At 59.7% G+C, this 26,040-nt stretch carries 17 protein-coding genes; 9 read left to right on the plus strand and 8 right to left on the minus strand.

What is annotated here, in order from left to right; translation table 11 throughout:
• Positions 1–22 precede the first annotated feature (22 nt).
• The 5 genes from E2F50_RS01805 to E2F50_RS01825 all read right to left on the minus strand — a co-directional run bounded on the left by E2F50_RS01805 (position 23) and on the right by E2F50_RS01825 (position 6,438).
• Entirely contained in the window at positions 23–1,168 is a 1,146-nt protein-coding gene (locus E2F50_RS01805) for an iron-containing alcohol dehydrogenase (protein ID WP_133314350.1), read from the minus strand.
• Entirely contained in the window at positions 1,165–2,550 is a 1,386-nt protein-coding gene (locus tag E2F50_RS01810) for an aldehyde dehydrogenase family protein (RefSeq protein WP_133314351.1), read from the minus strand. Before E2F50_RS01810 ends, E2F50_RS01805 begins: the two co-directional genes overlap by 4 nt.
• A gap of 37 nt (positions 2,551–2,587) precedes the next feature.
• The gene (locus tag E2F50_RS01815; RefSeq protein ID WP_133314352.1) at positions 2,588–3,958 is read right to left on the minus strand and encodes a glutamine synthetase family protein; all 1,371 of its coding nucleotides are present in this window, start codon (positions 3,956–3,958) and stop codon (positions 2,588–2,590) included.
• A gap of 68 nt (positions 3,959–4,026) precedes the next feature.
• Entirely contained in the window at positions 4,027–5,526 is a 1,500-nt protein-coding gene (locus E2F50_RS01820) for an amino acid permease (protein WP_133314353.1), read from the minus strand.
• 135 nt (positions 5,527–5,661) lie between these two features.
• Positions 5,662–6,438 carry an N-formylglutamate amidohydrolase gene (locus E2F50_RS01825; RefSeq protein WP_133314354.1) on the minus strand — a complete coding sequence of 259 codons (777 nt, stop codon included), beginning with the start codon at positions 6,436–6,438 and terminating at the stop codon, positions 5,662–5,664.
• 165 nt (positions 6,439–6,603) lie between these two features.
• Between E2F50_RS01825 and E2F50_RS01830 the strand changes: the two genes are divergently transcribed.
• The 6 genes from E2F50_RS01830 (at position 6,604) to E2F50_RS01855 (ending at position 13,025) form a co-directional block, all read left to right on the plus strand.
• The gene (locus E2F50_RS01830) at positions 6,604–7,485 is read left to right on the plus strand and encodes a MurR/RpiR family transcriptional regulator (RefSeq protein WP_133314355.1); all 882 of its coding nucleotides are present in this window, start codon (positions 6,604–6,606) and stop codon (positions 7,483–7,485) included.
• A 136-nt stretch (positions 7,486–7,621) separates the two neighbouring features.
• Complete coding sequence (locus tag E2F50_RS01835; protein WP_133314356.1) at positions 7,622–8,725, plus strand: ABC transporter substrate-binding protein; 1,104 nt, start codon at positions 7,622–7,624, stop codon at positions 8,723–8,725.
• Positions 8,726–8,794: 69 nt separating this feature from the next.
• Positions 8,795–9,670 carry an ABC transporter permease gene (locus tag E2F50_RS01840; protein ID WP_133314357.1) on the plus strand — a complete coding sequence of 292 codons (876 nt, stop codon included), beginning with the start codon at positions 8,795–8,797 and terminating at the stop codon, positions 9,668–9,670.
• Positions 9,671–9,680: 10 nt separating this feature from the next.
• The gene (locus E2F50_RS01845; protein WP_133314358.1) at positions 9,681–10,469 is read left to right on the plus strand and encodes an ABC transporter permease; all 789 of its coding nucleotides are present in this window, start codon (positions 9,681–9,683) and stop codon (positions 10,467–10,469) included.
• Between the two features lie 11 nt (positions 10,470–10,480).
• A complete protein-coding gene (locus E2F50_RS01850; protein ID WP_133314359.1) occupies positions 10,481–11,542 on the plus strand; it encodes an ABC transporter ATP-binding protein in 1,062 nt (353 codons plus the stop codon).
• 145 nt (positions 11,543–11,687) lie between these two features.
• The gene (locus E2F50_RS01855; RefSeq protein WP_133314360.1) at positions 11,688–13,025 is read left to right on the plus strand and encodes an MFS transporter; all 1,338 of its coding nucleotides are present in this window, start codon (positions 11,688–11,690) and stop codon (positions 13,023–13,025) included.
• A gap of 87 nt (positions 13,026–13,112) precedes the next feature.
• Here the strand turns inward: E2F50_RS01855 and metH are convergent, their stop codons facing one another.
• The gene (metH, locus tag E2F50_RS01860; RefSeq protein ID WP_133314361.1) at positions 13,113–16,883 is read right to left on the minus strand and encodes a methionine synthase; all 3,771 of its coding nucleotides are present in this window, start codon (positions 16,881–16,883) and stop codon (positions 13,113–13,115) included.
• A 160-nt stretch (positions 16,884–17,043) separates the two neighbouring features.
• Here metH and E2F50_RS01865 point away from each other — a divergent pair, with 160 nt between their 5' ends.
• Positions 17,044–18,300, plus strand: coding sequence for an AGE family epimerase/isomerase (locus E2F50_RS01865; protein WP_133314362.1), 1,257 nt, complete (start codon positions 17,044–17,046; stop codon positions 18,298–18,300).
• Positions 18,301–18,405: 105 nt separating this feature from the next.
• On the opposite strand, the gene E2F50_RS01870 is transcribed toward E2F50_RS01865, so the two are convergent.
• Both E2F50_RS01870 and E2F50_RS01875 read right to left on the minus strand, forming a co-directional pair.
• Positions 18,406–21,321 carry a hybrid sensor histidine kinase/response regulator gene (locus tag E2F50_RS01870; protein WP_133314363.1) on the minus strand — a complete coding sequence of 972 codons (2,916 nt, stop codon included), beginning with the start codon at positions 21,319–21,321 and terminating at the stop codon, positions 18,406–18,408.
• Positions 21,322–21,459: 138 nt separating this feature from the next.
• Entirely contained in the window at positions 21,460–23,652 is a 2,193-nt protein-coding gene (locus E2F50_RS01875) for a putative bifunctional diguanylate cyclase/phosphodiesterase (RefSeq protein ID WP_133314364.1), read from the minus strand.
• A gap of 229 nt (positions 23,653–23,881) precedes the next feature.
• On the opposite strand from E2F50_RS01875, the gene E2F50_RS01880 reads away from it, so the two are divergent.
• Positions 23,882–25,399 carry a PAS domain-containing sensor histidine kinase gene (locus E2F50_RS01880; protein WP_133314365.1) on the plus strand — a complete coding sequence of 506 codons (1,518 nt, stop codon included), beginning with the start codon at positions 23,882–23,884 and terminating at the stop codon, positions 25,397–25,399.
• Positions 25,386–26,003, plus strand: coding sequence for a response regulator FixJ (gene fixJ / locus E2F50_RS01885; protein WP_133314366.1), 618 nt, complete (start codon positions 25,386–25,388; stop codon positions 26,001–26,003). Before E2F50_RS01880 ends, fixJ begins: the two co-directional genes overlap by 14 nt.
• Positions 26,004–26,040 lie beyond the last annotated feature (37 nt).

The following is a 26,040-nucleotide window of genomic DNA, read 5'->3' on the forward strand; positions in this document are numbered from 1 at the left end:
CCCTAGTTTTAGCGTCTTATACTCAGAAACAATCTAGGAAAAGCGCCTTGGTGTTCTCCATCGTCATTGTCACGGGGTTGCCGCCGCAGCTTGGATCCTCCATCGCCATGGCCGTCAGCTCATCGATTCGGTCCGGCTTTATGCCCATTGCACTTAGATTATCGGGAACACCGAGCTCGGAGCGTAGCGACAGGACGTAGTCGTAAAAGCCGTCGAAGCCGCCGGAAATGCCGAGATAGGCGGCGGCGCGGCCAATCTTGTCCTCGATCGCCGGACGATTGAAGCGCAGCACCGGCGGCATGACGACGGCATTCGTCATGCCGTGATGGGTGTTGTAGACGGCGCCGATCGGGTGGGACAAGGAGTGGATCGCACCCAGGCCCTTCTGGAATGCGACAGCCCCCATGGCCGCGGCGGCCATCATGTTCGTGCGCGCTTCAAGATCTGCGCCGTCCTTGTAGGCACGCGGCAGGAACTCCTTGACGAGCCTCATCCCCTCCAGTGCAATACCCCCAGACATGGGATGATAAAACGGCGAAGAGTAGGCTTCCAGGCAATGGGCGAACGCGTCCATGCCGGTACCGGCAGTGATTGCCTTCGGCATGCCCATGGTCAGTTCCGGATCGCAGATCACGACGCCCGGCAAGAGCTTCGGGTGGAAGATGATCTTCTTCACATGGGTGACGGAATTGGTGAGCACCCCTGCCCGGCCGACTTCCGAACCAGTGCCGGCCGTCGTCGGCACTGCCACGATCGGCGCGATCTTGGACGCGTCGGCGCGGGTCCACCAGTCGCCGATATCCTCGAAATCCCAGACCGGCCGCGTCTGGCCGGCCATGAAGGCGATCAGTTTGCCGAGATCCAGGCCAGATCCCCCGCCGAAGGCAACGACGCCGTCATGACCACCGTCGAGATAGGCTTTCACGCCGGCGTCGAGATTATTCTCGTTGGGATTGGGATCCACCTCGGCGAAAATGGCTCGGCCGAGACCCGCCTCGTCCAGCACGTCCAGCGCATGAGCAGTGATCGCCATCGATGCAAGTCCCCGGTCGGTGACCAGCAACGGCTTCTTCAGGCCCAGCGTCTTGCAGGCGTCCGCCAATTCCTTGATCCGGCCCCGGCCCAGCTTGACGGCGGTCGGGTAGCTCCAGTTCGCGACGATATTCATTTCGTGACTTTCTTCAGATGGTAAGACTTCGGACGCGTCAGGTTGTGGAATCCGAGCAAAGATAGCGATCCGCCGCGCCCGGTCTGCTTGACGCCGGTCCAGACGAGTGCCGGATCGAGATAATCGGCGCGGTTCATGAAGACCGTGCCCGTCTCGATGTCCCGACCGATCCGCCCTGCCCGCTCCGGATCCTGCGTCCACAGCGAGGCAGTCAGGCCGTATTTGCTGTCGTTCATCAGGCTGATCGCTTCGTCGTCGCTGCGGACCTTCATGATGCCGACAGCCGGACCGAAGGTTTCCTGCCGCATGATCTCCATGGAGTGATCGACATCGACCAGTACCTGCGGCGCAAGGTAAGCGCCACCATCGTCCGCCGGGAACAGCTTTGGATCGACCAAGGGTCTGGCACCCTGCGCAACCGCTTGGTTGATCTGCTCGCGCACCGTATCGGCAAAGCGCTTGTGCGCCATCGGACCCAGCGTGGTTTCCGGGTCGAGCGGATTGCCGAGCTTGTAGTTCGACACCCAAGCGACCGACTTTTCGACGAAGGCGTCGTAAAGCGATTCGTGCACGTAGATGCGCTCAATGCCGCAGCAGCACTGGCCGGAATTGAACGTGGCGCCGTCCATCAGCGTATCGACCGCTGCATCCAGATCGGCGTCTTCCATGACATAGCCCGGATCCTTGCCGCCAAGCTCAAGGCCGATGCCGGTAAAGGTACCGGCTGCCGCGCGTTCGATCGCGCGGCCGCCCTCGACGGATCCGGTAAAGTTGATGAAGTTGAAGAGCCCTTCGGCGATCAGCACGGCCGTGGTCGCGTGGTCGAGGAAGACGTTCTGGAACACATCCTGCGGGACACCGGCCTCCACAAACGCGCGCGCCATCCGCTCGCCTACCAGCAAGGTCTGGGCGGCATGTTTCAGCACCACTGTATTGCCGGCCATCAATGCCGGCGCGATCGTGTTGATCGCCGTCATGTAAGGATAATTCCAGGGCGCGACGACAAATACGACGCCATGCGGTTCGCGCTCGATACGGCGCTCGAAGCTGGCGCTGTCTTCGATGTGGAGCGGCGCCAGAGCTTCGGCGGCGACCGACGCAACATAATTCGAACGCTCGTTGAAGCCGCGGAATTCGCCGCCGTAGCGCACCGGCCGGCCCATCATCCAGGCGAGCTCCGGCACCACCTCGTCAACCATTTCGTTAAGCCGCGCAACCCCTCTGAGGACAAGCTGGACGCGCTCCTCGAGCGGACGCCGCGCCCAGGCTTTCTGCGCCTGGCGGGCGCGGCCGATGGCTTCTTGGGCCTGCGCCGCCGACATGGCCGGGCGCTCAGCGTAAACCGAACCGTCAACCGGCGAGATGCATTGGATCATGGTCATGATCGGTATTCCTGCTACTGATGCAATGGAGGAAGGTCTACACTCTCTCGAAACCGCGTGCCACTTCCCAATCGGTCACGCGCCGGTCGTATTCTTCCTGCTCCCACTGGGCGGCCCGGACATAATGATCGATCACATCCTCGCCAAAGGCAGCGCGCAACAGCTGTGAGCCGTCCAACAAGAGGGTCGCGTCGCGCAGCGTCTTCGGCACTTCGCTGATTCCTGCCTTCATATAGGCGTCACCGACGAAAGCGGGCTCGAGCTCCATCTTCTTCTCGATGCCATCGATACCGGCGGCGAGCAGTGCGGCCATGGCAAGATAAGGATTGAGGTCGGAGCCACCGACCCGGCATTCGACCCGAATACCCTTGGTGCCCTCGCCGCAGAGCCGGAAGCCAGCAGTCCGGTTGTCCTTCGACCAGACGCTCTTGGTCGGCGCGAAGGTTCCGGCGACGAAGCGCTTGTAGGAGTTGATATAAGGCGCAAGGAAATAGGTAATCTCGCTCGCATGGGCCAGAAGACCGGCCATGTAGTGCTTCATCGTTTGGGACATGCCGTGCTCGCCGCCCTTGTCGAAAAACAGAGGCGTCTTGCCGTCGGCGCTCCAAAGCGACTGATGGATATGCGAGGAGCTACCGGCCGAACGGTCGTTCCATTTGGCGAGGAAGGTAATTGCCTTGCCCTTGCCCCAGGCGATTTCCTTGGCGGCATTCTTGATGATCACGTGCCGGTCGGCCATGGTCAAGGCTTCCGCATAACGGACATTAATCTCTTCCTGCCCAGCCGAAGCCTCGCCCTTGGAATTTTCGACCGGAATGCCGGCGCCCTGCAGCCCGGTGCGGAGGGCCCGCATCACCTCCTCCTCCTTGGTGGTCTGGAAGATGTGGTAGTCCTCGTTATAGGCGCTGGCGAGCTTGAGGTTGCGGAAGCCGTTTTCGCGGGCGCTGTCATAGGTCTGGTCAAACAAGAAGAATTCGAGTTCTGTGGCCATGAAGGCCTTCATGCCCATGTCTTCCAGCCGCTTGACCTGCTTCTTCAGGATGGCGCGCGGCGAGTGCGGCACTTCCGCATGGGTATGGTGGTCGTAGACATCGCAAAGCACCAGCGCAGTGCCCTCAAGCCAGGGCAGCTTGCGCAGCGTCGTGAGATCCGGCTTCATCGTGTAATCGCCGTAGCCCTGCTCCCAGCTCGACGACTTGTAGCCCGATACCGTCTCCATCTCGATATCGGTTGCAAGCAGGTAGTTGCAGCTATGGGTTTCCTCAAAGGCGCTCTCGACGAAATATTCTGCCTGGAACCGCTTGCCCATCAGCCGGCCCTGCATGTCCACCAAAGCGGCAATGACCGTGTCGATGCGTCCGGCGGAAACATCCTTCTTGAGTTCGTCGAATGAATAATGAGGCGCCATGATCGAATCCGCTTCTTGTTGATATGGAGAGCGCGGCCTGCTGTAAAGCAGGCCGCGCTCAATGATCGTCAGTCCAGCGACGCCGCCCGCTTGTGCTCCATCGCGAATTCCTCTTCCGGAGAAAGGATCAGGCGGTGGCGGCCAACAAACGCGAAATAGGCGATCGCGATGGCGAACCAGAGAACGACCCAAAGCACGCCTTTGGTGAAGTTTGGATCCTGAATCTGGTAGAGCAGCGTCACTACTGCGATAATAACCGTCAGGACGGCGCCGGGTATGCCGAGCGGCGAGCGGAACGGCCGCTCGATATCAGGCAGCTTTTTGCGCAGGATGATGAACGAGATCGCCTGCATGATGTAGGAGAACATCGCTCCGAAGACTGCCATATTGAGCAGAACGCTTCCGATAACGCCGCCGCCGGCTTCAGCGCCGAGCGAGAACCAGATCACCAGCATGACGGCAAGGCCGACAAGGGCTCCGGTGATCATGGCCACATAAGGCGTCTTGTAGACCGGATGGGTGATGGAGAGCGCTGTTGGGAAATAACCGGCCCGGGACAGCGAATAGATTTGCCGGCCCTGCGCATAGAGAATGGTGTGGAAGCTGGCGATAAGGCCCGTCAGCGCCACCAAGCCGAGGACCACGACGCCGCTGTCACCATAGACTGCCTTGAAACCATCCAGCAGGGGCTCCAGCGCAGAGCTCAAGTGGAAAGCTCCGACGCCCGGCAGCGACGGGTTGAGCAATACGATCATGAAGGCTGAGAGCATCAGCGTGATCATGCCGAGGATAATCCCCTTCGGCATATCCCGCTTCGGATCAACCGACTCTTCTGCGGCGAGCGGCAGTTGTTCGATGGCCAGGAACAACCAGACCGCGAAAGGCAAGGTCGCGAGCACGCCGGAAATGCCAAACGGGAACCAGGAGCCGTTGCCTTCCGGCAGTTCGACGGCAGCGCCATCCGGACCTACGCCAATGTTCAGCGCCCAACGCGAGAAGTCCATGTTCGGAATGGCGCTGACCCAAAAGAAGACCAGCACCGCCAGGGAGACGACCGTAATCACCAGGGTGACTTTGAACGACAGTTCGAGGCCGAAGACATTCAGCGCAAGGAAGATAATGTAGAACACGATCCACAGCAGCGGCGAATAGGCTGGATCCAACCCGAGTATCGAGTTCACGTAGGCGGTGATGAACGTGACGATGACGGCGGGCGTCAGAACGTATTCCACGTTTTCGCAAAGGCCGGTGATAAATCCGCCCCAAGGTCCCATGGCGGTGCGAGCGAAGGAATAGGCCGCACCGGTATGCGGTAAAGCCGGGCTCATTTCGGCAATAGAAAATGTGAGCCCGAGATACATGATGGCAATGATGATGCCGGCGACCAGCATTCCGCCCCAGCCGCCGGTCGCGAATCCGAAGTTCCAACCTGAAAAATGTCCTGAGATAACCGCTCCGACGCCAAGAGCCCAAAGCGACCAGACGCCTGCATAGCGCGACAGGACGCGCTTGTCGAAATAGGAAGCGTCCGGCTTTTTATAGCTGACGCCCGATGATGAATTTTCCATGCCCTTTTCTCCTGATGAAAGAAACGGCCGGCGAGCCGACATGGCCTGCCATACCCCCAGTTTAGTATGCGCCGCCCGCTTTTATCGGTGTCGGCGCTTCTGCAATATCCGCTGTTCCCAACGCTCCCTCAGGTCTTATCCTAGGATCTTCGCGAGGCTTTCCCTTAAGAGTCCTGTCAGAAAACCGGCCACGACCCGCTGGCCGGTTTCGTCTTCGACGAGATTGTTTCTGATCTCGATCATCACGTTCAAGAGCCCAGCCGGCAGAGCGTGGACTTCCAGTGTGTGGGTAACGCCGTCGGCTGGTCCGTAAGGCTCGTTCCGCTCAACCCGAAAGGCCGCTGTGCCGGAGGCGACATCCAACATCCTGTCGGCAAGTCTGCTGTCGGCATCATGGAGGATGCCGATCTCGGTCCGCCTTTCCTTGCCGAAATAGACGGGGGTGAAGCTGTGCACCGTGACCAACACGGTCTGGCGCCCGCTGTCCCGCCGGCTCGCAATCTCCTCGCGGATCCGGCCATGAAAAGGCATGTAGAGCGCGGTCGTGCGGCGTGATCTTTCCGCGTCAGAGAGATTCTCATTGCCTGGGATGCGGAAGATTTCGCTGACATCCCGCATCGCCGCAGGTGAATCCGGTGGCCGGTTGCAATCATAGATCAGGCGCGAAAAACGCTGATAGATGAGCACAGCATCGAGGCTTTCCGACATCAACTGCGCAACCGCAAGCGCGCCCGGATCCCAGGCGATATGCGAAGAGCGAGCGTCTTGCGAAAGGCCCAGATCACTGTAGCGCTGCGGCAAACGGGAAGATGCGTGTTCGCAGATCAGCAGAACGTCGCTCAATCCGTGCGGATTTTCCACGGCAACGGGTTCACCCTCCGCCTCCGTGAAAAAGTCCGACTGAACCAGCATGCAGGCGCCCCGGAAACCGTTTAAAAATCGAGAAGAGAATTCTTCATCTTTCCTCTGCCGTCAACGCAAAACTGAAAATATCTCTTCAAACGTCTGGTTGACTCTTTACGGGAAACAAATGTTAATCTTCGTATCAACCGGCGGAGACCGGAGGGAACAGGTTCCGTGGCACGCACCGTATCGGATGTCATTCGAGTTCGTTACGACACCCTGACGCGCTCGGAAAAAAAGCTGGCAGATAGCCTCTTGGACAATTATCCGGTGTCAGGCCTCGGGAGCATCACCACGGTTGCGGAAAATGCTGGCGTATCCACGCCGACAGTGGCTCGCATGGTCCAGAAGCTCGGATACAAGGGCTATCCGGAATTTCAGTTGCATCTGCACCAGGAGCTGGAAGCGACCATTTCCAGCCCGATCGCGAAACATGACCGATGGGCTTCGAACGCGCCTGGCGCCCACATTCTCAACCGCTTTGCCGATGCCATTATCACCAATCTGCGGGATACCTTGAGCGAGCTGGACACGCCCACTTTCGAAGGGGCTGCGACACTGCTGCGCGACAGGGATCGCAGCATATATTTCGTCGGCGGACGCATTACCGGCGCCTTGGCCGAATATTTCTTCACCCACATGCAGGTTATCCGCCCCAAGGCGACATTGATCTCCAACAATTCCAGCTCCTGGCCGCAGCATGTGTTGAACATGAGTTCTGGCGACGTGCTGGTGATGTTCGACATCCGCCGCTACGAGCAGGAGATGGCGACACTCGCTGAAGCAGCCGCGGCTGCCGGCGTCGTCATTGTATTGCTCACAGATCTCTGGACATCGCCGGTTGCCAAACATGCCCGGCACGTCTTCAAGGTCCGCACCGAGGCACCATCCGCCTGGGACTCGTCGGTCGTGACCCTGTTCGTCGTTGAAGTGCTAATCGAGGCCGTACAAAGTGCCGCCTGGACGGAAACGCGCGAGCGGATGAATTCCTTGGAAGGCTTGTTTGAGCGCAGTAGACTTTTTCGACGGCCGACCCGGGGCGGTTCTTTGGACTGATCCGGCGGATGTCGCAGAATACCCAGAAGAACAAGCAATTTCTCGGCACGTGCTCACGCGCCCGCCACTGTCATATACGATACATAAACTGTCACTACGAGTCCCGCCCACCACGACCAAGCCCCAGGAGGATACCGTGCTCACCAAGACCCAACGTCTTCTTTCCCTGACGACAGCTCTCGTCGTCACTTCCGCCAGCCTCGCTGCTGCCGAACCGAGCGCCGATCTGATTGCTGCCGCCAAGAAGGAAGGCACGCTGACCACGATCGCCCTGCCTCACGACTGGTGCGGCTACGGTGACGTGATTGCCGGCTTCAAGGCCAAATACGGCATCGAGGTCAACGAACTGAACCCGGACGCCGGTTCGGGCGACGAAATCGAAGCCATCAAGGCCAACAAAGGCAACAAGGGTCCGCAGGCTCCCGACGTGATCGACGTCGGCCTGTCCTTCGGCCCTTCAGCCAAGGCCGAAGGCCTGCTGATGCCCTACAAGGTCTCCACATGGGACAGCATCCCCGATTCCGCCAAGGATCCTGAAGGTCACTGGTATGGCGACTATTACGGCGTTCTTTCCTTTGTTGTGAACACCGACATCGTGAAGAATGTGCCGAAGGACTGGGCGGACCTGAAGAAGTCCGAATTTGCCAATGCCGTTGCACTGGCCGGCGATCCGCGCGCGTCCAACCAGGCCGTTCAGGCTGTTTATGCAGCCGGCGTCTCGGCTGGCCAGACAGACCCGGCCAAGATCGGTGAAGCCGGTCTTTCCTACTTTGCCGAAGTCAACAAGGCCGGCAATTTCGTTCCGGTGATCGGCAAGTCGGCTTCGCTCGCGCAGGGCTCTACCCCGATCGTCGTCGCCTGGGATTATAACGGCCTGTCCTGGCGTGACACGCTGAAGGGCAACCCGCCGGTTGAAGTCGTCGTACCGCAGACGGGCGTCGTTGCCGGCGTTTATGTACAGGCGATCTCCGCTTTCGCTCCGCATCCGAATGCTGCCAAGCTTTGGATGGAATACCTGTATTCCGACGAAGGTCAGCTCGGCTGGCTGAAGGGCTTTTGCCACCCGATCCGCTTCAACGACCTTGCTTCCAAGGGCAAGGTTCCGAAGGAACTGCTCGACAAGCTGCCACCGGCCGAAGGCTACGCCAAGGCTGTCTTCCCGACGCTCGAAGAGCAGGACAAGGGTAAGGCTGCCATCACCGGCAAGTGGGACAGCATCGTCGGCGCCAACGTCAAGTAATCCAGCGACCAGCCTCCCCGCCTCTTGAAGGTGGGGAGGCTTTTCCTCCTCCGGCAGAAGCCCGCCCTCATGAGCACCGCCTCCACGTCCTTCATCGACCGCCGCACCGTTGTCGATTGGCTCGGCATCGCGCCGTTCATGATCTTCGCGCTGATGTTCCTGATCATCCCGACCCTCTACCTTGTGTCAGGGGCATTCTTCACGCCTGATGGTCAGTTTACCTTCAAGAATATCGCCGATCTGTTCACCCCGACGATCATGAGCGCCTACTGGATCAGCATCAAGGTGTCGGTCGCCTCGTCACTCGGCGGCGCATTGATCGGCTTCTTTCTCGCCTGGGCCATCGTCCTCGGCGGCGTTCCATCCTGGATCCGATCGGGCCTCCTGACGTTTTCCGGCGTTGCCTCGAATTTCGCCGGCGTTCCGCTGGCCTTCTCGTTTCTCGCCACGCTCGGCCGCACCGGGCTGGTCACCGTGCTGCTGCGAGACTGGTTCGGCTTCAATCTTTATTCGACCGGCTTCAACATCCTGTCCTTCTTCGGCCTGACCATCACCTACATGTTCTTCCAGATCCCGCTGATGGTGCTGATCCTGACGCCGGCGCTGGACGGCATGAAGAAGGAGTGGCGCGAAGCCTCCGAAATTCTGGGCGCCTCGACCTGGCAATACTGGCGCATGGTCGCACTTCCCATCCTCTGGCCGAGCCTGATGGGGACGACGCTGCTGCTTTTTGCTAATGCCTTTGGCGCCATCGCCACCGCCTATGCGCTGACCGGGTCCTCACTCAACATCGTGCCAATCCTGCTTTACGCCCAGATCCGCGGCGACGTCCTGCACAATGCCAATCTCGGCTACGCCTTGGCGCTCGGCATGATCGTCATCACCGGCATATCCAACATCCTCTACATCCTGCTGCGCATGCGCGCCGAACGCTGGCAAAAGTGAGGTGGCAGTCATGAAGCCGAGCAAGATACTCGCCTGGACCGCCATCGCCGTGGGCGTCATCTATTTCTTCGTGCCGCTGATCGGAACCTTCGAGTTCTCGATGCGGATGCGACGCGGCGAATATTCCTTCGACGCCTATCAGTCGGTCTTTGCCGACATGCAGTTCCGGTCCACCTTCGGCTTTTCGATGCTGATGGCGCTGTTCACCATCATCCTCGGCATGCTGCTGATCGTGCCGACGGCATATTGGGTGCGGCTGCGCCTCCCGCAAATGCGCCCGGTCGTGGAATTCATTACCCTGATGCCGCTGGTCATACCGGCCATCGTCATCGTGTTCGGCTATCTGCGCCTCTACAACTCTTCGTCCTGGATCCCGTTCACCGGCTCGACACAGGGCACCAATATCCTGCTGGTTTTCTCCTATATCACCCTGTCGCTGCCCTACATGTATCGCTCGGTGGACACGGCCATGCGCACGATCGACGTCAGGACGTTGACCGAAGCGGCGGAAATCCTTGGCGCCAAATGGCCGACCATCCTCTTCCGCTGCATCTTTCCGAATGTCATGTCCGGCGTCTTGTCCGGCGCCTTCATCACCTTTGCGATCGTCATGGGCGAATTCACCATGGCCGCCCTTCTCAACCGTCCGGCCTTCGGTCCTTATCTGCAGCTGATCGGCGCCAACAGGGCCTATGAGCCGGCGGCACTTGCCGTAATCGCCTTTGCGATCACCTGGCTGTCGATGGGTCTGCTGCAGATCGTCTCCCGTTTCGGCAAATTGGCACCCTCCCGGCCTTAAGGAATTCCTCGATGTCCTTCCTCGTCCTCCAGAATATCAAGAAGAGCTTCGGGCAGACCCAGGTCGTCAAAGACTTCAACATGTCGATCGACAAGGGCGAGTTTGTTTCCTTTCTCGGCCCGTCAGGCTGCGGCAAGACGACCGTTCTGCGGATGATTGCAGGGTTCGAGAGCCCAAGCGATGGCACGGTAACGATCAACGGCAAGAACCAGAACAGTCTGAAGACCAGCCAGCGCAATATCGGCATGGTCTTCCAGGCCTATGCGCTATTTCCGAACATGAATGTCTTCGACAATGTCGCCTTTGGCCTGAAGGTTGCCGGCATGGCGAAGCCGGACATCGAAAGCCGTGTCAAGGACATGCTGAAGCTCATCCATTTGGAGCATCTGGCTGACCGTTACCCCTACCAGATGTCGGGCGGTCAGCAGCAGCGTGTGGCGCTTGCCCGCGCACTTGCACCGAAGCCGCAGGTCCTCCTGCTTGATGAACCGCTTTCGGCACTGGATGCCAAGATCCGCGTGTCGCTGCGCGAGGAGATCCGCCAGATCCAGCGCCAGCTCGGCATCACAACCGTCTTCGTCACCCATGACCAGGAGGAGGCGCTGTCGATCTCTGATCGCATCGTGGTGATGAATGCCGGCCGGGCTGACCAGATTGGCACGCCGTCGGACATTTACAATCGACCGGCCACACGCTTCGTCGCGTCCTTTGTCGGCACGCTGAATATCATTGAGGCGATCGTTTCTGACCCGGCCGCCAACACAATCAGGATTGGTGACAATCTTGTCACCCTACGCGAGCCGATTGCAGCGTTGAAGAATGGCGACACGGTTTCCATCGCCCTGCGACCCGAAGCGGGATCTATGTCCGAGACGGCCAAGTGCGACACGATGCTCAGCGGCAAAGTCGTGTCCTCGCATTTCCTCGGCTCGGTGATCCGCACCAAGCTGGATGTCGGAGGCAGCCAGATCTCCTTCGATATGTTCAACTCGCCCGATGCAGCTCTGCCTCAGCCGGGCGAGTTGGTAAGTCTGCGCTTCATGGCGCATGATCTGCTTCTCGTGCGCGAATAACGCCATCAACTCTGGTGCGCAACCGACCTGCGGCGTGGACGACTGTTTCAAAGACGATGGAAAAGCTTGAAAACCGCGTGGCGATAACGCATTGCGGACATGTTGGCTTCCTGCAACGGGAAGCGCGCCGAACCGGTTGAACCTTATGTCGCCCACCACTACGCCTGCGGCACCGCGCCGCCTCACGTCACAGGATTTCCGCACGCTCGGCTTGGCCGCACTCGGTGGAGCTCTGGAGTTCTACGACTTCATCATCTTCGTGTTTTTCGCTTCCGTCATCGGCAAGCTGTTTTTCCCGCCGGACATGCCGGATTGGCTCGTCCTCATCCAGACCTTCGGCATCTTTGCTGCCGGTTATCTGGTCCGCCCGCTCGGTGGGATCGTGCTGGCGCATTACGGCGATCTCTTCGGCCGCAAGCGCGTCTTCTCCTTCTCGATCCTGCTGATGGCCCTCTCCACCCTCGGCATGGCTGCCATGCCGACCTATGCCACGATTGGCGTCTTCGCACCGATCCTGCTTGTCGTCATGCGGCTTCTTCAAGGTGCTGCGATCGGTGGCGAAGTGCCGGGCGCCTGGACTTTCGTGGCCGAACACGTGCCCTTCCGCCGCGTCGGCTTTGCCTGCGGCTTCCTGTGCTCGGGCCTGACGCTCGGCATCCTGCTCGGCTCGTTTATCGCGACGATCATAAACTCCGTCTTCCTGCCCGAAACCATTGCTGCCTGGGCCTGGCGCCTGCCCTTCCTCCTCGGCGGATTGTTCGGCCTCCTTGCAGTCTGGCTGCGCCGCTGGCTGCAGGAGACGCCGATTTTCACCGAAATGAAGCAGAGCCGCGCTCTCGTGCCGGAACTGCCGCTCAAGGCGGTTCTGCGGGATTACCCGCACGGCGTCATCATCTCAGTTCTGCTGACCTGGGTCCTGTCGGCCGGCATCGTGGTGACGACGCTGATGACCGCAACCTTCCTGCAGAAGCTCTACGGCTATACGCCGCAGCAATCTCTGGCGGCAACCAGCTTCGGCACGCTGTTCCTGATCTTTGGAACCGCTGCCGCCGGCGCGATCGTCGACAAGGTCGGATCGGGCCGCTTCTTCACCGTCGCCGGCGTCTTCTTCGGTGCCGCCACCTGGGCCTTCTACAGCTATGCCGCCGTCTCGTTGACCGTGGTCTTCGTGCTCTACGCGATCATGGGCCTGGCAGTCGGCATGGTCGGCGCCGTGCCTTACGTCATGGTACGTGCCTTCCCGGCCCGCGTGCGTTTTTCCGGCCTCTCCTTCTCCTACAACATCTCCTACGCCATCTTCGGCGGCTTGACCCCGATTGCCGTCACCTCACTCTTGGCCGTCAATCCCATGGCGCATGCCTGGTATCTGCTGTTCATCGCCGCTTTGACGACGGGTCTCGGCATCTATCTGAGCATCCGCGGCGACCGGATCGAGTCGGACGCCGGGATCGAGGAACTGACGGCGCGGCTGGCCAAGCCGTAGTTCCAAGTTCAGTAGCGATTTCAAACAGAAGAAGCCGGAAGTTGACTCAACTTCCGGCTTCTTGATTCAGTGCATGAACTTCAGGCGTCAGGCCGCGTCCTCGACCACCTCGCCTTTGGCAGGCACGTAATTGAGAACCGGCCCAAGCCAGCGCTCCACCTCCTCGACCGGCATGCCCTTGCGGCCGGCATAATCCTCGACCTGGTCGCGCTCGACCTTGGCAACGCCGAAATAATAGGAAGCAGGGTGACCGATATAAAGGCCGGACACCGATGAGCCCGGCCACATCGCATAGCTCTCGGTCAGTTCGACCCCGGTCGCTGCCGTCGCATCGAGCAAACGGAAGAGCGTTGCCTTTTCCGTGTGATCGGGCTGAGCCGGATAGCCCGGCGCCGGACGAATACCCGCATAGGTCTCCGTGATGAGCTCATCCGGCGAGAAGCTCTCATCCGATGCATAGCCCCAGAATTCTTTGCGGACGCGCTCATGCATGGCCTCGGCAAAAGCCTCGGCAAACCGGTCTGCCAGCGCCTTGACCATGATCGAGGAATAATCGTCGTTGGCGCGCTCGAAGCGCTCGGCAATCGCCACTTCCTCGATGCCTGCAGTCACCACGAAGCCGCCGACATAGTCCTCAAGCCCGCTCGAGGCCGGAGCCACGAAGTCGGACAGGGCCACATTGGGGCGACCATCCCGCTTCGACAACTGCTGGCGCAATGTGTAGAAGGTTGCAAGCTCCTGGGCGCGGCTATCGTCCGTGAACAGGCGGATGTCGTCGCCGGCCGCATTGGCCGGCCAGAAGCCGATGACAGCGCGCGGCCGGAACCAGTTTTCGGCAATCACCTTCTCAAGCATGGCTTGTGCGTCTGCATAAAGCTGACGGGCCGCCTCGCCCTGTTTCTCGTCCTGAAGAATGCCGGGAAAGCGCCCCTTCAGCTCCCAGGTCTGGAAGAACGGCGTCCAGTCGATGTATCTCGAAAGCTCGGCCAGGTCATAGTTCTCGAACACTCTCGTACCGATGAACTGTGGCTTCACCGGCTTGTAGCCGGACCAATCGAGTTTTTCCGCATTGGCGCGGGCACGGGCAATCGGCAGCCGGATCTTGTCGGCCTCAGAGCGTGCATGCGCGGCCGCGACTTTCGCGTATTCCGCGCGCACCGTTTCCACATAGCCCGATTTCGCCTCGGGAGACAAAAGCGACGAAACGACGCCGACGGCGCGGCTGGCATCGGTCACGTAGACGGCCTGGCCGCGGTCATAACGCGGATGGATCTTGACCGCCGTATGGACCCGGCTTGTGGTTGCACCACCAATTAACAGCGGGATGTCGAAGCCCTGGCGCTCCATCTCGGAGGCCACGTGAACCATTTCGTCGAGCGATGGCGTGATCAGACCGGAAAGGCCGATAATGTCCACCTGCTCCTTGACCGCCGTTTCGAGGATCTTCGTAGCCGGCACCATGACGCCGAGGTCGATGATCTCGTAATTGTTGCAGGCCAGCACGACGCCGACAATGTTCTTGCCGATATCGTGGACGTCGCCCTTGACGGTCGCCATCAGCACCCTGCCGGCCGTCTTGCGCTGGTCACCGCCATTGAGCCGCTTCTCTTCTTCCATGTAAGGCAGCAGCACCGCCACGGCCTGCTTCATGACGCGGGCCGACTTCACCACCTGCGGCAGGAACATCTTGCCCGAGCCGAACAGGTCCCCGACGATGTTCATGCCGGCCATGAGCGGGCCTTCGATGACATGCAGCGGCCGCTCCGCCTGCAGGCGGGCCTCTTCCGTGTCGGCCTCGATGAAGTCGGTAATGCCGTTGACCAGAGCGTGCGACAAGCGCTTCTCCACCGGCCATTCCCGCCACGCGAGGTCCTTCTCCTTGGCTTCCCTGGCGCCGCTGCCGCGGTAGCGCTCGGCGATCTCGAGCAACCTTTCAGTGGCGTCGTCGCGGCGGTTGAGGACGACGTCTTCGCAGGCGTCACGCAGCTCCGGATCGATGTTCTCGTAGATCGCCAGCTGACCGGCATTGACGATGCCCATGTCCATACCCGCCTGGATGGCGTGGTAAAGGAAGACCGCATGCATGGCCTCGCGAACCGGTTCATTGCCGCGGAACGAGAAGGAAAGGTTGGAAACGCCGCCCGACACATGCACCAGCGGCATGCGCTCCCGGATGGTGCGGGTCGCCTCGATGAAGGCGACACCATAGGTGCTGTGTTCATCAATGCCCGTCGCCACCGCGAAGACATTGGGGTCGAAGATGATGTCTTCGGGCGGGAAATCGGCTTCTTCGGTCAGAAGCTTATAGGCACGCTCGCAGATCGCCACCTTGCGCTCGTAGCTGTCGGCCTGGCCTTGTTCGTCGAAAGCCATGATCACAACGGCGGCGCCGTAGTTGCGCAGCAGCTTTGCCTGGGCGATGAATTTTTCCTCGCCCTCCTTCATGGAGATGGAATTGACGACCGGTTTCCCCTGCACGCACTTCAAGCCGGCTTCCATGATCTCGAACTTCGACGAGTCGAGCATGATCGGCACGCGGGCAATATCCGGCTCTGCGGCGATGAGGTTGACGAACTCGACCATCGCCTTTTGCGAATCGATCAAGCCTTCGTCCATGTTGATGTCGATGACAGAGGCGCCGTTCTCGACCTGTTCACGCGCCACGGCCAGTGCTGCGGTAAAATCGCCCGCCGTGATCAGTTTGCGAAACTTCGCCGAGCCGGTCACATTGGTTCGCTCGCCGACATTGACGAACGGCACTTCCTTGGCAAAGACGAAGGGCTCCAGCCCTGCCAGCGACATGAACGGCCGGTGTTCCGGCACCGCGCGTGGCTTGTGAGGAGCGACGGCCTCGGCGATGGCCTGAATGTGCTCGGGCGTCGAGCCGCAGCAGCCGCCGACAACGTTGACGAGACCGTCTTGCGCGAAGCCTTCGATCTGGCGTGCCATGTCGTCCGGCGTCTCGTCATAGCGCCCGAACTCATTCGGCAAGCCGGCATTCGGATAGGCCGAGATGAAGGTATCGGCGACAGCGGAAAGTTCCTGCAGATGCGGCCGCATTGCATCGGCGCCCAGCGCGCAGTTAAGGCCGATCGTGAAGGGCTTGGCATGACGAACCGAGTACCAGAAGGCCGAGGGGGTCTGACCTGAAAGCGTTCGGCCGGAAAGGTCGGTGATCGTGCCCGAGATCATCACCGGCAGGTGGATTCCCTTTTCTGCAAACCGTTCCGCGCAGGCGAAAATGGCCGCCTTGGCGTTTAACGTGTCGAAGATCGTTTCGATGAGAATGATGTCGGCACCGCCATCGATCAGACCGTCCAGCTGTTCGCCATAAGCGATACGGAGGTCATCGAACGTTACCGCGCGGTAGCCAGGATTATTCACATCGGGGGAGATCGAGGCGGTGCGGTTGGTTGGTCCGATGGCCCCGGCCACGAAGCGGCGGCGTCCATCTTCCTTCTGTGCCCGCACAGCAGCCCGCCGCGCCAGACGCGCCCCATCACGGTTCAGGTCGTAGACGGCATTTTCCATCTGGTAATCGGCCTGAGCGATCCGGGTCGAGGAAAATGTATTGGTCTCTATGATATCGGCGCCAGCCTTGGCATATCGATAATGGATGTCTTCGATCGCCTGTGGTTGCGAGAGGATCAGCAGGTCGTTGTTGCCCTGCTGATGGCAGGCGCAGCCGATGAAGCGCTGTCCCCTGAACTGCTCTTCGTCAAAACCAAGCCCTTGTATCTGGGTACCCATGGCACCGTCGATAACGAGGATTTTCTCGCGTGCCGCCGCCTGGAGCGCCGCCAGGATTTCAACGCCGTCACGGCGCTCAATATCTGAGCCGAACAAATCATCAAACATCGGGCGATCCTTCCTCATGCATTGCGATCGATAAACGCATAAGCATATCTTTATGTCAACATAAACCGGCACTTCCGGAGGCGCGATCCCGATGACAGGAGGCACGTCCGGCGCTATAGACATCAAGCCGGATTTTCCGCCGAACAATTCAGAGGTTCATATGAGTGATCAAGATCAAAGGTCGGCCAAATGGGCGAGCCTCCCCTATCATCGGAAATGGCTTGCGGATCAAGCCACCAGTCTTTTTGACTTCTTCCAGTACCGTGCGGCTAACCCGGCCGGTGGCTTCTTTGATCTCGACGATCAGGGCGCTCCAATCGGCGGCGGCAACCCAACGCGCGGCGTTCACGCTGCTGCCCGTATGGTACACTGTTTCTCGATCGGCTACCTGCTTGGGCGCCCGGGCTCCGGCGACATGATCGACCACGGCATGCGCTACCTCTGGGAAACACACCGCGACGCCGAACATGGCGGCTACTTCTGGCAGGTCAATGACGACGGTCCGGTTGATCCGGCCAAGCAGGGCTATGGCCATGCCTTTGTCTTGCTAGCCGCCGCCTCGGCCAAGACAGTTGGACACCCACTTGCAGACGAGATGCTCGCCGACATCACCAAGGTGCTGGAAGCCAGATTTTGGGAGCCGGAACACGGTGCAATTGCCGAAGAGTTCAACCGCGACTGGTCGCCGATCGACGGAGGAAGCTATCGCGGCCAGAACTCCAACATGCATCTGACTGAAGCACTGATGGCTGCCTATGAGGTCACCGGCGAGAGGTCCTACCTCGACAAGGCTCTGAGCATTGCCGAGCTGGTGATCCATCAATCTGCCGGCAGTACCGGCTTCCGCGTTGCCGAACATTTTGATGCCCAGTGGCGGATCAACAAGGATTACTACCATCCGGACGAGATGTTCCGGCCTGCCGGCACGACACCTGGCCATGCGCTGGAATGGTCGCGTCTCGTGCTGCAGCTCTGGTCGCTCGACGACAAGCAGCGGAGCTGGATGCCGGATGCTGCGAAATCCCTCTTCGTCCAGGCCATGTCACTGGGTTGGGACAAGCAGAAGGGTGGTTTCTTCTATACGCTCGACTGGCAGGACCAGCCGGCCAAGACCAATAAGCTTTGGTGGCCAATGTGCGAAGCTGCCGGCGCTGCGTATTTCCTCAACGAGCATCTGCCGGTGGATCCGTTCTACGAGGACAGCTACCGGCTGATCTGGGGTACGATCGCCAACCGCTTCATCGACCACAGGAACGGCGGCTGGCACGAGGAATTGACGGAGGATCTCGTCCCGGCCCATACGCTTTTCCCGGGCAAGGGCGACATCTACCACGCCCTGCAGGCCTGCCTTATTCCTCTTTTTCCGGCCACCGGCAGCCTCACGAAAGTAGTTTCGGAAACCGGAGGCAAACTTTGATCGCAGCAGCATTCTGCTGTTTTACCCGGAGGCGGACGATCTGCCGCCTCCGCTACCGGCCGGATCGTCATGCTCGCTGGTCACTGCAGGCAAGACGGGTATAGCTCAGCTTGCCGGTCGCGGCGTCACCATGGAGCGAATGCGCGTCACCAGCAAATCGTAGTCATAGGGCTTGGTGATCAGGGCCGTCTGGGCCAGCGCTTCGGAGCCGGCGACATTTCTGTCCCCTGTGGCGAAGATGACCGGCAGATGCGGCAGCGTTTCCCTCAGAGCCAGCGTCAATTGCACGCCACTCATGTCCGGCAGATGCACGTCGGTGACCAGGATATCGATTGCATGATCCTTTGCGACGGCGATCGCCTCGTTGGCCGTTCCTGCTTCCAGTACTCGCATACCGCTGTCCTGCAGGAAATCGGCAGTTGAGATACGGATAAGCGCCTCATCTTCGACCAGCAGGATGGTGAGCGGCAACGCATTTCCCGCCATTGTCTCTGTTACCGTGGACGGTGCAGACTGCGGCTTTGTTGAATTGGATGCTTCCAGACGGGTTTGCTCCAGCACCTGACGGATCTTTCTTGCAAGCGCATCGCGCGTATAGGGTTTGCTCAGCAGGTTGACGCCCGCATCAAGCCGGCCCCCGTGAACAATAGCGTTCTCCGTATAACCTGACGTGAACAGAACACCCACATGCGGCAGCCGCTCCTTCGCCTTGATGGCGAGGTCGCGGCTCTTCAGCTTTCCGGGCATAACAACATCGGTGAACACCAGATCGATCGGTACGCCGCTGTCGACGATGGCAAGGCCACTATCGGCGTCGCGCGCCTTCAGCACCCGATAGCCAAGCTCCATCAGCAGGCTGACGGTCGTATCCCTGACGGCCTCGTCGTCCTCGACCACGAGAATAGTCTCGCTACCGCCGGAGGCCGGCGCGCTCGAGGTTTCGGCCACGACAACGTCTTCGTCTTCCATGGAACGAGGAAGATAGATCCGCACAGTGGTCCCGCTGCCGGGCTCGCTGTAGATCCGGATATGTCCTTCCGACTGCTTGACGAATCCATACACCATGGACAGGCCAAGACCGGTTCCCTTGCCTTCGGGCTTCGTGGTGAAGAAGGGATCGAACACCTTGTCGAGAACGGCTTGCGTCATGCCGCTGCCAGTATCGCTCACAGCCAGCATGACATATTGACCTGCTTTCACATCGAAAGCATGCCGGGCATATTCCTCATCCAGATAAGCATTGCCCAGCTCGACGGTCAGCTTTCCTTGGCCGCCCATGGCGTCCCGCGAGTTGATGGCGAGGTTGAGCAGGGCGTTTTCCACATTGGTCGGGTCTACGAGCGTATTCCAAAGCCCTCCCGCCACGATGGTGTCGATCTCGATCGCTTCGCCTATGCTCCGACGCAGAAGGTGATCCATCTCGCGAACGAGGCGCCCCAGATTGACGACCTTCGGAGCCAGAGGCTGACGCCGCCCGAAGGCTAACAGTTGCGATGCCAGCCTTGCTCCACGGGTGGCACCTGCCAAGGCACTATTGACGCGTTTCTCGGCAGTCTCGTTGCCGGCCACCTCGCGTCCGAGCAGTTGAAGGTTGCCGGTGATCACCTGCAGCAAATTGTTGAAGTCATGGGCGATGCCGCCAGCCAGATTGCCGATGGCTTCCATCTTCTGGCTTTGCCGCAAGACTTCCTGCGTTCTCTGCAGTTCGACCGTTCGTTCCTCGACCCGATTGCCAAGCGCTGCCGCAAGCGTCTCCAGCCGGTTCTCAGTATTCTTCTGATCCTCGATATCCGTATTGGTGGCAACCCAGAACTGAATGATGCCGTCGGCGCCGGAAACAGGAATGGCCCGACTGAGAAACCAGCGGTAGACACCATCGTGACGTCTCAGCCGCAATTCGGTTTCGAAGGTTTCTCCGCTCTCAACCGCCCCGGTCCAGCGCGTCCTGACATTTTCATTGTCTTCAGGGTGCAGCAGGCCCGACCCTCGCGCCTTGTCGAAGTAAAAGCTGTCTGTCCCGCTGTACTCGAAGATCCGGTCGTTGCACCACTGCATGCGGCCATCCGGTGTCGCCGTCCAGACCTGGTTGGGAAGCGATTGCGCCAGCGTTCGGAAGCGCTCTTCGTTCTCGCGCGCCGCATCCTGGGCCCGCCGAAGGTCGGTTACGTCATGCCCCTGCACGAATATGCCGGTAACGTCTCCGGCTGCGCTCTTGATCGGCTGGTATACGAAGTCGAGGAAGCGTTGCTCAGGCTCCTCGCCCCTTCGCCTCTGAAGAAGCACGGCCGCTCCATTGGCGCTGTAGGGCACACCGGTGCGGTATACCTGATCGAGCAGTTCAAAAAAGCCCTGGCCGCTGACATCCGGCAGGGCTTGCTGAACCGGCTTGCCGATCAGGTCCTCGCGTCCGACAAGCGCCCGAAATGCTCCATTGGCGATGTCGAAAATATGGTCCGGCTCACGCAACACCGCCATGAAGCCCGGCGCCTGCTCGAAAAGTGACCGTAGATATTCCCGCTCCTGCTCAAGAGCCCGATTTTCATCTTGGACAGCATCCACTCGCCTCAAAAGGCCGGTTTCCATCTCCAGGTTACGATCGCCTGCCGTCTGGCGCAGATGATGGAGCTCGGAGACGTCGACCGTATGCTGAAGGATGAAAGCAACCTCGCCTTTTTCATCAAGCATTGGAGTGTGGGTGGCGCTCCAGTACCGCTCCTGGAGCTCGCCTTTTTCATCTACGATCGGATAAGGAATAAGCGGAATATGATCCACGGCACCGGAGGTGAAGACCTTGGCAAAGGATTGGCGCAGGATCTCCCCTGAAGCGGACTGAGGATCGCTCGGGAAGGCATCGAACATGCCCATGCCCGTGAGTTCCCCGCGGGATCTTCCAGTGACAGACAGATAGGCATCGTTCATGCCGATCAGCCGCAAATCCCGGTCGAGGATGACATAGGGATTGGGGGACAGGTTGAACAATTGATTAAAATCGATGGCGGAAAGACCCGTCAGCCGAAACATACCTAGTCCCTGATGCCAAACGCGCTGCAGCTTATAAACTTTTCGCCTTGTTTGACAATGACAAAGGCAAGGAGGACCAGTTGTTGCCAACGGTGCCTGCACGAATTCAAAGAAGCACCTCAGACGCTGGTCGCGTTCTCACGTCTTGCTGCCGGCAGCCCTCCATCCTGCGCCCCGTGCGCGCCGCAACACCTGGGTCATTTCTTGAGCCGGCATGGGCCTACCGTAGCGATATCCCTGCCCTGCGACGCAACCCAACTTGCGCAGCAACTGCTCCTGCTCCAGGGTTTCGATGCCCTCGGCAACCGTCCTCAGCCCCAGTTCATTGCTAAGGGTCACCATCGCTTTGGTGATGGCCGCATCCGTCGGGCGACTCAGAAGGTCGCGGACAAAACTCCTGTCGATCTTTAGCGTCGTCAACGGATAGCGCTGCAAGGAACTCAAGGAGGCGTAGCCCGTCCCGAAATCATCAAAAGCAATGCCGACGCCGATCTGGGCAAGTGCCTGCATGGTTTCAAGCGACTGATCGTCGTCGTTCAGCGCAATGGTTTCGGTGATCTCGATCTCGAGAAGGCGCGGAGGGATGCCGTAACGGCGCAGAAGTTCATTTACCACTCCCGGCAGATCGCCCGCCCTTACCTGTGCTGCGAAAAGGTTGACACCCATCTTGATAGGCGGATGGCCTTGAGCAATCCATGCAGCAAGCTGCCTGCATGCCTCGTCCAGAACCCAGAAGCCCACGTCAAGAGCGCGGGAGCTCTGCTCCAGTGCCGGAAGGAAGGCTGCCGGAGCAAGCAGGCCGCGCTCCGGGTGCTGCCATCTGATCAGCGCTTCAACGCCGAATAGTTCACCCGTGCCGATCATTACCTGCGGCTGGTAATGGAGGACCAGTTCTCCATCAATGATCGCGCGGAACAGCTGGTCCTGGAGGCTGCGGCGTGCCAGAGTCTCGTTGCGCATGGCAGGCTCGAACATGCGATAAACGCGGCCACCTGTCTGCTTGGCTCGGTAGAGCGCAAAATCAGCGCTGGCAATCAGTTCGTCGGCATCGCTTCCATGGGAAGGCGCAAGCGAAAAGCCAACGCTCGCACCGATCCGGAATGTGTTTGACGCCACTTGGAACGGAGACTTGAAAGCCTCCAATATGGTTGCTGCCGCTTTCTGAGCCACGAGTGGATCGCTGACCGCCGGGATCAGGACGGCAAACTCGTCGCCACCGAAACGTGACACCGTTACCTGCTTTTCGAACAGGGCCGGTATACGCACGCCGATGGCCTGAAGCAGCGCATCTCCTGCGGCGTGACCAAAGCGGTCATTGACGTCCTTGAAGCCGTCGAGATCGAAAAGGACCACCGCCGCCCCGCCGCTTTGCTTCAGGGATTCCTCCAGGAGAGCTTCAAAGCGATGCCGGTTGCACAGACCGGTGAGTGTGTCCTGGCTTGCCAGGCGAAGCAGCCGGCTGTCGCGCTCGCGACGATCCGAGATGTCCTTGATGATTGCGCCCATGGCAATGCCGCCTTGATCCGCCCAGTTCGACAGCGCCATCTCGATGGGGAACTCGCTGCCATCTTTCCGGATGGCGGAAATTTCCACTGTCTTGCCCTTGAGAGTGGATGGCCCTCCGGCCGCGACTCGCGCAAGACCGGCATTATGGGCAGCCCGAAAGCGCTCCGGAACAATGATATCGAGGGAATTGCCAACCATTTCATCCAAACCGTATCCGAACATGGCGAGCGCTGAACTGTTGACGAATTCGATGCGGCCGGAGGAATTGATGGTGACGATCGAAAGGTCCGTCGCATTGGCAAAATTTGTCGCCGTCGCCAGGGGTATGCCCTCACGTCGCAATTCCAGATGCTCCATGACAAGAGCCGCCAGCCCCGAAAGCGTCTTCTTCTCGCGCTCCGAAAAAACCGTCCGGATCGCCGGATCGGCGATGCAAAGCGCTCCAATGCCGTGACCGTCCGAGGTTATCAGCGGAGCTCCGGCATAGAAACGAATGAAGGGTTCTCCGGTCACTATCGGAAGCTGACGAAATCGCTGATCCTGCCGCGCGTCTGCGACAACCAGCACAGCCTCACTTCTGATCGTATGATCGCAAAAGGATGCCGACCGTTCGGTCTGCTCCAGCTGCGCGCCAGAACATGCCTTGAACCACTGCTTGTCGGCGTCGATCAACGTTATGAACGCCATCCGCGTTCCGAACAGATCGGCCGCGAAGCGGCAGATGCGGTCAAAGCGGCTCTCAGGTGGCGTTTCCGCAATCTGGTAACGCTCCAGGGCGTTGAGCCGTCCCTGTTCCTCCAAACTCATCTTGTCGGCTTCGGACATATCGGCTCCGGACCATCGCATGAGCGGCGGAGTTTAGGGAGAAATAAATTAGAAAAGTCATAACACTGAAGATGAATGCAATCCGTCACGCTCGCAAAGGGGGTACGGTGAGCCGATAGAGGTTGGACGAGACATTTCAGCTTGTGCTACATAATGATTCAACCGAGTTCCAACTCACGAGCCGGAAATCTGCCGATCAACAAGATGAAGGTGTTTGTGCGGTACACTGATGGTTCTAGCCAAGTTTGCTGATCGCAAAGAACGGCTCGTTCAGGGCTTCCTGAGCCGCCGCTTCACCACATCAGAGGTATATACGATCGCGCTGGTTGGCGTCGCTGCAGGTTTCCTGCTGCGTCTGGCGCTTTTCGTGCCGCTGGATGACAAGGCGACCTTCGTCTTCTTCATTCCACCCATTTTGGTCGTTTCGATCATTGGCGGGTTCAGGGCGTCCGCGTTTGCCGTCGCCCTGTCCGTTCTGGCTGTCTATGTGCTCAAAGAAACCACGACAGCGCGCGGGGCGCAGCTATCGGAAATGATCGTCGTCGCGGTCGTCGGCATGGCGATCGGCCTCGTGGGCGAGATGCTTCACATAGCCAGACGCACAATTGAGCGGACGCAGGCCAAAGCCGATTCGCGCGAGGCGCATCTCAAATCGATCATGGATACCGTTCTGGATGCGACGATCGTCAGCACTAAGGATGGCACGATCCTGTCATTCAACGCCGCGGCGGTGCGCCAATTCGGCTATGGCGAAGACGAAGCGATCGGCCGGAACCTGCGCATGCTGATGCCCGAGCCGTACCACCACGAACACGACGGATATCTCGAGCGATACCTCCGGACGGGCGAGAAACGAATTATCGGCCGTGACCGGGTCGTTGTCGGCCGCCGAAAGGATGGCTCGACCTTTCCGATGAAACTGGCTGTTGGCGAAACACGATCGGAAGGCCGGACCGTCTTCACTGGTTTCATCCGCGACCTGACGGAGCGGGAGGAGTCCGCCGCCAGACTGCAGGAAATCCAAGGCGAGATGGCAAGGCTCGCGCGGCTGAACGAGATGGGAGAAATGGCATCTACTCTGGCCCATGAACTCAACCAGCCGCTTTCTGCGATTGCCAATTATGCGCATGGCTGCGCGCGCTTGTTGAGGGATATGGACGACGACATCGCCGTGCGCATGCGCGACGCCTTGGGAGAGACGGCACAGCAATCGCTTCGGGCAGGCCAGATCATCAAGCATCTGCGCGAATTCGTCACCAAGGGCGAGACGGAAAAAGCACCGCAGAACATCCGCCGCCTCGTGGAAGAAGCCGCCGCCCTGGCGCTCATCGGATCGCGTGAGAAAGGCGTTCGGACCCTCCTGGAATTTGGCGCCGGGCCTGAAACGGTCATGGTCGACCGCATCCAGATCCAGCAGGTACTGACCAATCTCATGCGCAATGCGATCGAGGCGATGCGTGACAGCACACACTGCGAACTGATCATTCGCACCGTGGCAGAGCGTAACAACGTCATCGCTGTATCGATTGAAGACACCGGCCCCGGCATTGCCGCTGAAATCGCCGGCCAATTATTCAAGCCTTTCGTAACAACTAAGTCCGGGGGCATGGGCGTGGGTCTCTCGATCTGCAAGCGGATCGTAGAAGCTCACGGAGGGGAACTGACCGCGGTACCCAATGCAGCCGGCGGAGCGACCTTCCGTTTCACCCTGCCCGTCTATGAGGAGGAAAAAAATGGAAACGGCTGACTATACCGTCCATGTCGTCGACGACGAGGAACCGGTGCGCAAGTCGTTGGCTTTCATGCTCACCATGAACGGCTTTGCGGTACGCATGCACGACAGCGCAACGAGCTTCCTGCAATTTGCCCCGAGCATCCGCAACGGTGTCCTCATCACCGACCTGCGCATGCCCGACATGAGCGGCGTCGAGCTCATCCGCAGCTTGGCGAGCCTGCCGGTAAAGGTGCCTGCCATTGTCATTACCGGTCACGGCGATGTTCCCATGGCGGTGGACGCCATGAAGGCCGGCGCCGTGGATTTCATCGAAAAGCCTTTCGAGGACGTCGTCCTGATCGAGGCGATCGGCAGGGCGTCCGCCCTCCTCACGGAAGCATCGACGGATGCCGATCTCGCGGACGTAAACGCTTGCCTGAAGATGCTGAGCGACCGGGAGCGGCAGGTCTTGTCAGCGGTCGTCGGTGGGCTTCCGAACAAGGTCATCGCCTATGAGCTGGACATCAGCCCGCGAACGGTTGAAGTCCACAGGGCCAATGTCATGTCCAAGATGAAGGCAAAGAGTTTGCCTCAACTGGTCCGCATGGCGATCGCAGCCGGCTTCGGGCCAAAGTAATTCTTCAACATTCGGCGGCGGTTTTTGATCTAGCGCA

This window comes from Rhizobium deserti, assembly GCF_004358025.1.
GTDB classification, from domain to species: domain Bacteria; phylum Pseudomonadota; class Alphaproteobacteria; order Rhizobiales; family Rhizobiaceae; genus Neorhizobium; species Neorhizobium deserti.

Bases quoted from the DNA above. Each gene is read 5' to 3' on its own strand.
- E2F50_RS01805 (WP_133314350.1), bottom strand. From the start codon at position 1,168: ATGAATATCGTCGCGAACTGGAGCTACCCGACCGCCGTCAAGCTGGGC.
- E2F50_RS01810 (WP_133314351.1), bottom strand. From the start codon at position 2,550: ATGACCATGATCCAATGCATCTCGCCGGTTGACGGTTCGGTTTACGCT.
- E2F50_RS01815 (WP_133314352.1), bottom strand. From the start codon at position 3,958: ATGGCGCCTCATTATTCATTCGACGAACTCAAGAAGGATGTTTCCGCC.
- E2F50_RS01820 (WP_133314353.1), bottom strand. From the start codon at position 5,526: ATGGAAAATTCATCATCGGGCGTCAGCTATAAAAAGCCGGACGCTTCC.
- E2F50_RS01825 (WP_133314354.1), bottom strand. From the start codon at position 6,438: ATGCTGGTTCAGTCGGACTTTTTCACGGAGGCGGAGGGTGAACCCGTT.
- E2F50_RS01840 (WP_133314357.1), top strand. From the start codon at position 8,795: ATGAGCACCGCCTCCACGTCCTTCATCGACCGCCGCACCGTTGTCGAT.
- E2F50_RS01845 (WP_133314358.1), top strand. From the start codon at position 9,681: ATGAAGCCGAGCAAGATACTCGCCTGGACCGCCATCGCCGTGGGCGTC.
- E2F50_RS01850 (WP_133314359.1), top strand. From the start codon at position 10,481: ATGTCCTTCCTCGTCCTCCAGAATATCAAGAAGAGCTTCGGGCAGACC.
- E2F50_RS01855 (WP_133314360.1), top strand. From the start codon at position 11,688: ATGTCGCCCACCACTACGCCTGCGGCACCGCGCCGCCTCACGTCACAG.
- metH (WP_133314361.1), bottom strand. From the start codon at position 16,883: ATGTTTGATGATTTGTTCGGCTCAGATATTGAGCGCCGTGACGGCGTT.
- E2F50_RS01865 (WP_133314362.1), top strand. From the start codon at position 17,044: ATGAGTGATCAAGATCAAAGGTCGGCCAAATGGGCGAGCCTCCCCTAT.
- E2F50_RS01870 (WP_133314363.1), bottom strand. From the start codon at position 21,321: ATGTTTCGGCTGACGGGTCTTTCCGCCATCGATTTTAATCAATTGTTC.
- E2F50_RS01875 (WP_133314364.1), bottom strand. From the start codon at position 23,652: ATGTCCGAAGCCGACAAGATGAGTTTGGAGGAACAGGGACGGCTCAAC.
- E2F50_RS01880 (WP_133314365.1), top strand. From the start codon at position 23,882: ATGGTTCTAGCCAAGTTTGCTGATCGCAAAGAACGGCTCGTTCAGGGC.
- fixJ (WP_133314366.1), top strand. From the start codon at position 25,386: ATGGAAACGGCTGACTATACCGTCCATGTCGTCGACGACGAGGAACCG.